We start from the raw sequence: 6,916 nt of genomic DNA, 5'->3' as shown, positions 1-6,916 counted from the left end.
AGGTGCCGGGGTGCCAGTGGAAAACGCTACGCGGTTTTCCACGCTACGAGGTTTCGAGCGAGTCTGCCCTCACCCCAGCCCTCTCCCCGAGGGAGAGGGGGGTGGTACCGGCGCATCGGCTTAGACAACGGCACGCCTCAGCTAGGTAGGGTGGACAACGGCGCAGCCTTGTACACGCGGGAAGGGTGTCGGGATGCCAGTGGAAAACGCTGCGCGGTTTTCCACGCTACGAGGTTTCGAGCGAGTCAGCCCTCTCCCCGAGGGAGAGGGGGTGGTACCGGCGCATCGGCTGAACGACGGCACGCCTCAGCTAGGTAGGGTGGACAACGGCGCAGCCTTGTCCACGCGGGAGGTGCCGGGGTGCTAGTGGAAAACGCTGAGCGGTTTTCCACGCTACGAGGTTTCGAGCGAGTCAGCCCTCACCCCAGCCCTCTCTCCGAGGGAGAGGGGGCGGTAATGGCGCATCGGACGGACGACGGTACGTCTCTCTTTACATATCCTGCGGCGTTTCCCGGGCGGGGCGGTCGTCGGCGATGGCGGGGACGTGGAGGCCGGTCTTGGCCAGTTGCTGGCCTTCCATCTGCGGCTGGGTGGTCCAGGTGAGGATGTCGTAGTAACGGCGCACGTTCTGCACGAATTCCACCGTTTCGCCGCCGCGGGCGTAGCCGTAGCGGGTCTTGCTGTACCACTGCTTCTGCGCCAGGCGCGGCAGCATCTTCTTCACGTCCAGCCAGCGATCCGGATCCAGGCCCTGGGATTCGGCCAGGCGGCGGGCGTCGAGGATGTGGGCGATGCCGATGTTGTAGGTGGCCAGGGCGAACCAGGTGCGATCCGGTTCGTTGATGCTGTCGGGCAGCTCGTCGCGGATCTGGTCGAAATACTTGGCACCGCCGGTGATGCTCTGCTCGGGATCCAGGCGATTGGACACGCCCATGGCCTGGGCGGTGTTGTTGGTCAGCATCATCAGGCCGCGCACCCCGGTCTTGGAGGTGGCGTCCGGCGTCCATAGCGATTCCTGGTAGCCCATGGCAGCGAGCAGGCGCCAGTCCAGCTGATGCTTCTGCGCCACCTTGCGAAAGTGCTTCTCGTACTTGGGCAGGCGTTCCTGCAGGTGCTGGGCGAAGGTGTAGGCGCCCACGTAGCCGAGCACGTCGACGTGGCCGTAGTAGCGCTCCTTGAGCTGCTGCAGGGTGCCGTCGCGGCGGACCGTGTCGAGGTAGGCGTTGACCGCGTCGAGCAGGCTATTGTCCTCGCCGGGTTGCAGCGCCCAGGCCTGGCCCTGGTTGTCGCCGAGGTCGAAGGCCACCCGCACGTTGGGGAAATAGACCTGGTTCATGGCCAGTTCGTTGGAGTCCACCAGGGTCAGGTCGATCTGGCCTTCGTCGACCATGCGCAAGAGGTCGCTGACCTCCACCTGATCGGACTCGTCGAAGGTGAGCTCCGGCACCTGGGCCTGCAGCGCCCTGAGTTGCTGGGCCTGGCTGCTGCCCTTGAGCACCAGGATGCGCTTGCCGACCATGTCCTTGGGGGTGCTGGGACGGACGGTGCCGTTGCGGTAGATGACCTGGGGCACCACGTCCAGATAGCTGCGGGAGAATTTCAGATTCTGGCGATTGACCGAGGGCGTGAGGCCGGCGGCGGCGATCACCGGGCCGTCCGGCGCGGTCAGGCGATTGAAGAGGTCGTCGAGGTTGTCGGCGGTGCTGATTTCCAGGCGCACCTTGAGCGATTCGGCGAAGCCCTTGACCAGTTCGTATTCGAAGCCGGTCTCGCCGTTACGGTCCTGGAAATAGGTCGCCGGACTGTTGCGCGTCACCACGCGCAGGACGCCGGCCTGCTGCACCTGCTCCAGCGTGGTCGGCTTGGGCGGCGCAGGCACGTCCGCTTCCCCGCAGCTCATGAGCAAGGCGAGAAAGGGCAGGGTAAGCCAGGCGAATCGCTTGAAGGCTTTATTCAAATGGGCTAGCTCGGCCATACGGCATCAAAACGGCACTGGCGCCTTGCTGACGCGCCTCATCGGTCGGCCCCTCCGGGCACTCGTTATAGTCGGGACGCTCCGCGCCACCGGTCCGGCCAAAGGCTCTATCCTGAGCCCAATGTGGAGCCGCGTCCATGGGGCGCGGCAGGCCGTATCGGCGGGCAGTATACGCGAGAAGTGGCAAAGCGCCCATTTTATACATACAAGGGTGGTGGTAAGGCTGGATGAACCCTCGTCGCCGGAAGGTGTCCCCGGCGCGCCTTTAGGCTAGAATGCACGGCCCCAAAGTGACTTGGCCCCGAGGCTGTCCCCGATGCTGATCCTGCGCGGCGCTCCCGCTCTTTCTTCGTTCCGTCACGGCAAACTTCTCGACCAGCTGACTCGCCTGGTTCCCGGTGTCTCCGGGCTCTATGCCGAGTTCGTTCATTTCGCCGAAGTCGCCGGCACCCTGAGCGCGGAGGAAGAGGGCATCCTCGGCCGACTGCTGCAATACGGCCCCAGCGTCCCCCAGCAGGAACCCAGCGGCGCGCTGTTCCTCACCGTGCCCCGTCTGGGCACCATCTCGCCCTGGTCGAGCAAGGCCACCGACATCGCCCACAACTGTGGCCTGGCGCAGATCGAGCGCCTGGAGCGCGGCGTGGCCTACTATGTCGCCGGCGAGCTGGACGCCGCCGCCCATGCGCAACTGGCCGCGGCCCTGCATGACCGCATGACCCAACGCGTGCTGCCGACCCTGGACGCCGCCGCCGACATCTTCAGCCATGCCACGCCCAAGCCGCTCACCGCGGTGGACGTGCTCGGCGGCGGTCGCGCGGCCCTGGAGCAGGCCAACCTGGAGCTGGGCCTGGCCCTGGCCGAAGACGAGATCGACTACCTGGTCAAGAGCTTCACCGCCCTGGGGCGCAATCCCCACGACGTCGAACTCATGATGTTCGCCCAGGCCAACTCCGAGCACTGCCGGCACAAGATCTTCAACGCCAGCTGGGACATCGACGGCGAGAGCCAGGAGAAGTCCCTGTTCGGCATGATCAAGAATACCTACGAGATGAACCGCACCGGCGTGCTGTCCGCCTACAAGGACAACGCCGCGGTCATGGAAGGCTTCACCGCCGGGCGCTTCTACCCCGACGCCGAGTCCCGCGAGTACGGCGCGCACAGCCAACCCGTGCACATCCTGATGAAGGTGGAGACCCACAACCACCCGACCGCCATCGCTCCCTTTCCCGGCGCCTCGACCGGCTCCGGCGGCGAGATTCGCGACGAAGGCGCCACCGGTCGCGGCTCCAAGCCCAAGGCGGGCCTGACCGGCTTCACCGTCTCCAACCTGAACATCCCCGGTTTCGAGCAGCCCTGGGAGCAGCCCTACGGCAAGCCCGAGCGCATCGTCACCCCGCTGGACATCATGATCGAAGGCCCGCTGGGCGGCGCCGCCTTCAACAACGAATTCGGGCGTCCGGCCCTGGCCGGCTACTTCCGTACCTTCGAACAGCAGGTCGAGACCCCCCGCGGTCCCGAGGTGCGTGGCTATCACAAGCCGATCATGCTCGCCGGCGGCCTGGGCAACATCCGCGCCGACCACGTGCAGAAGGGCGACATCTCGGTGGGCGGCAAGCTCATCGTGCTGGGCGGCCCGGCCATGCTGATCGGCCTGGGCGGTGGCGCGGCCTCGTCCATGTCCACCGGCGCCAGCTCCGCCGACCTGGATTTCGCCTCGGTGCAGCGCGAGAACCCGGAAATGGAGCGCCGCTGCCAGGAGGTCATCGACCGCTGCTGGCAGCTGGGTGAAAACAACCCCATCACCTTCATCCACGACGTGGGTGCGGGCGGTCTGTCCAACGCCTTCCCCGAACTGGTCAACGATGCCGGTCGCGGCGGTCGTTTCGAGCTACGCAACGTGCCCAACGACGAGCCGGGCATGAGCCCGCTGGAGATCTGGTGCAACGAGTCCCAGGAGCGCTATGTGCTATCCGTGGACGCCGAGAACTTCGAGACCTTCAAGGCCATCTGCGAACGCGAGCGCTGCCCCTTCGCCGTGGTCGGCGAGGCCACCGAGGAGCGCCAGCTGACCGTGGCCGACAGCCACTTCGGCAACAACGCCGTGGACATGCCGCTGGACGTCCTGCTCGGCAAGCCGCCGCGCATGCACCGCAGCGCGACCCGGGAAGCCGAATTGGGCGACGCCTTCGACGGCGCCGGCCTGGACCTGACCGAGTCGGTGGAGCGCGTCCTGCGTCACCCGGCCGTGGCCAGCAAGAGCTTCCTGATCACCATCGGCGACCGCACCATCACCGGTCTGGTCGCCCGCGACCAGATGGTCGGCCCCTGGCAGGTGCCGGTGGCCGACTGCGCCGTGACCGCCACCAGTTTCGACGTCCACACCGGCGAAGCCATGGCCATGGGCGAGCGCACCCCGCTGGCGTTGCTCGACGCGCCCGCTTCCGGCCGCATGGCCATCGGCGAGACCATCACCAACCTGGCCGCCGCGCGGATCGATAAGCTCGGCGACATCAAGCTCTCCGCCAACTGGATGGCCGCTGCCGGCCACCCGGGCGAAGACGCGCGCCTCTATGAAACCGTCAAGGCGGTGGGCATGGAGCTGTGCCCGCAGCTGGGCATCACCATCCCGGTCGGCAAGGACTCCATGTCCATGAAGACCCGCTGGCAGGACGGCGGCGAAGACAAGAGCGTCACCGCGCCGCTGTCGCTGGTGATCACCGGCTTCGCCCCGGTGCAGGACATCCGCCGCACCCTGACCCCGCAGCTGCGCCTGGACAAGGGCCAGACCGACCTGATCCTGATCGACCTGGGTCGCGGCCAAAATCGCCTGGGCGGCTCCATCCTCGCCCAGACCCACGGCAAGCTCGGCCAGCAGGCTCCCGACGTCGACGAAGCCGAAGACCTCAAGGCCTTCTTCGCCGTGATCCAGGGCCTCAACCAGGACGGCCTGCTGCTGGCCTACCACGACCGTTCCGACGGCGGCCTCATCACCACCCTGGTGGAAATGGCCTTCGCCGGTCACTGCGGCCTGGCCCTGCGCCTGGATGCCCTGGCCGCCGACCGTGACGAGCTGACCCGTGCGCTGTTCGCCGAAGAACTGGGCGCCGTCATCCAGGTGCCCCAGGACTTCACCCATGAAGTGCTGGCCCAGTTCAGCGCGGCCGGTCTGGAAGACTGCGTGGCGGTGATCGGCAACCCGGTCAACGGCTACGAGATCAACATCCACTACCACGACGAGCACCTCTACCGGGCCGAACGGCGCATGCTGCAGCGCGTCTGGAGTGAGACCAGCTTCCAGATCCAGCGCCTGCGCGACAACGCCGAGTGCGCCCAGCAGGAATTCGATGCCCTGCTGGAAGAGGATCATCCGGGGCTGTCGGCCAAGCTGGCCTACGACCCCAACGAAGACATCTGCGCCCCCTACATCAAGAAGGGCGTGCGGCCGCAGGTCGCCATCCTGCGCGAGCAGGGCGTCAACGGTCAGGTGGAGATGGGTGCGGCCTTCGATCGCGCCGGTTTCGCCGCCATCGACGTGCACATGAGCGACATCCTCTCCGGGCGCATCGACCTGGCGGACTTCAAGGGTGTGGTGGCCTGTGGCGGCTTCTCCTATGGCGACGTCCTCGGCGCCGGTGGTGGCTGGGCCAAGTCCATCCTGTTCAACGCCCGTGCTCGTGACGGCTTCCAGCAGTTCTTCGAGCGTACCGACACCTTCACCCTGGGCGTGTGCAACGGTTGCCAGATGGTCGCCAACCTGCGCGAGCTGGTGCCCGGCAGCGAATTTTGGCCGCGCTTCGTGCGCAACCGCTCCGAGCAGTTCGAGGCGCGGGTGGCCATGGTCCAGGTGCAGGATTCGCCGTCGCTGTTCCTCGCCGGCATGGCCGGGTCGCGGCTGCCCATCGCCATTGCCCACGGCGAAGGCTTCGCCGAGTACCCGAATCAGCAGGCGCTGGTCGCCGCCGACGTCTCCGGTACCGTGGCGCTGCGCTATGTCGATGGTCACAGCAAGGTCACCGAGACCTATCCGGCCAACCCCAACGGCTCGCCGCTGGGCATTACCGGTCTGTCCAGCCAGGACGGTCGCGTGCTCTTGATGATGCCGCACCCCGAGCGCTGCTTCCGCGCCGTGCAGAACTCCTGGATCCCGGCCGACTGGCAGGGCGAGGACGGTGGCTGGATGCGCCTGTTCCGCAATGCGCGGGTCTGGGTGGACTAGGTCCGGCGGCTTGCCGCTCTGACGAAGCCCGCGCCCTGGCGCGGGTTTCGTCTTTCTGGGAAAGGCTTAAGCTGAAGGGGTCGTCCCCTGTCCCCGGAGTCATCGATGTTCAAGCTGTGTTTCTACGTCCCCGACTCGCACCTTGAGGCCGTCAAGCAGGCGATCTTCGCCGTGGGCGGCGGTCGCATCGGTCTCTATGACAGCTGCTGCTGGCAGGTCCGGGGCCTCGGCCAATTCCGTCCGCTAGCGGGCAGCCAGCCGCATCTGGGCGAGCAGGGCAGTCTCGAACAGCTGGAGGAATGGCGGGTGGAGCTGGTGCTGGCCGACGAGCAGCTCGCCCGCCAGGCCGTGGCGGCGCTCAAGGCGGCGCACCCCTATGAGACGCCGGCCTATGACGTGGTGCAGGTGCTGGATGTCTAGGGTTCAGGGATAGCCCAGGACCGTCTTGATCCGCGCCAGCTCACGCTCGATCCAGCGCGGATCCACCGCGCCCCAGTCGCGAATCTCATAGCCGCCGGCATTGTTGCGGGCGCCTTCGCCCTGCACGAACTGGCAGTCGATATCCAGATCGGCCAGCGCCACCAGGGTGTCCTGGGCGGTGCGCCGCGGCATGCCGGTGGCGGCCATCAGGGCCGGCACGCTGGTGGCGGTACCGCTGGCCACCAGCCAGGCTACATAGAGACGGCGATAGAAGCTGGTCTTGGTCTTGCTCACGTCCATGAGAA

The 6,916-nt window shown here is 66.8% G+C and carries 4 protein-coding genes; 2 read left to right on the top strand and 2 right to left on the bottom strand.

The genetic code is table 11. The features are described 5' to 3' along the window. Window positions 1–490: 490 nt before the first annotated feature. The gene (gene mltF / locus POR01S_RS13270) at window positions 491–1,975 is read right to left on the bottom strand and encodes a membrane-bound lytic murein transglycosylase MltF (RefSeq protein ID WP_042136338.1); all 1,485 of its coding nucleotides are present in this window, start codon (window positions 1,973–1,975) and stop codon (window positions 491–493) included. 316 nt (window positions 1,976–2,291) lie between these two features. Here mltF and purL point away from each other — a divergent pair, with 316 nt between their 5' ends. Continuing rightward, complete coding sequence (gene purL / locus POR01S_RS13265) at window positions 2,292–6,191, top strand: phosphoribosylformylglycinamidine synthase (protein WP_042136337.1); 3,900 nt, start codon at window positions 2,292–2,294, stop codon at window positions 6,189–6,191. Between the two features lie 105 nt (window positions 6,192–6,296). Further along, window positions 6,297–6,611 (top strand): YqfO family protein, encoded by a 315-nt coding sequence (locus tag POR01S_RS13260; protein ID WP_042136336.1) that lies wholly within the window; start codon window positions 6,297–6,299, stop codon window positions 6,609–6,611. A 3-nt stretch (window positions 6,612–6,614) separates the two neighbouring features. On the opposite strand, the gene POR01S_RS13255 is transcribed toward POR01S_RS13260, so the two are convergent. Further along, on the bottom strand, window positions 6,615–6,911 hold the full coding sequence (locus POR01S_RS13255; RefSeq protein ID WP_042136335.1) for a winged helix-turn-helix domain-containing protein: 297 nt from the start codon (window positions 6,909–6,911) through the stop codon (window positions 6,615–6,617). Between the last annotated feature and the right edge of the window lie 5 nt (window positions 6,912–6,916).

Source organism: Pseudomonas oryzihabitans NBRC 102199 (assembly GCF_000730625.1).
GTDB lineage: Bacteria > Pseudomonadota > Gammaproteobacteria > Pseudomonadales > Pseudomonadaceae > Chryseomonas > Chryseomonas oryzihabitans.
Note: the sequence above shows the minus strand (reverse complement) of the source record. Positions and strands in the feature narration are given on the sequence as shown.

Coding starts and splice junctions, on each gene's coding strand:
- purL (WP_042136337.1), top strand. CDS start 2,292: ATGCTGATCCTGCGCGGCGCTCCCGCTCTTTCTTCGTTCCGTCACGGC.
- POR01S_RS13255 (WP_042136335.1), bottom strand. CDS start 6,911: ATGGACGTGAGCAAGACCAAGACCAGCTTCTATCGCCGTCTCTATGTA.
- mltF (WP_042136338.1), bottom strand. CDS start 1,975: ATGGCCGAGCTAGCCCATTTGAATAAAGCCTTCAAGCGATTCGCCTGG.
- POR01S_RS13260 (WP_042136336.1), top strand. CDS start 6,297: ATGTTCAAGCTGTGTTTCTACGTCCCCGACTCGCACCTTGAGGCCGTC.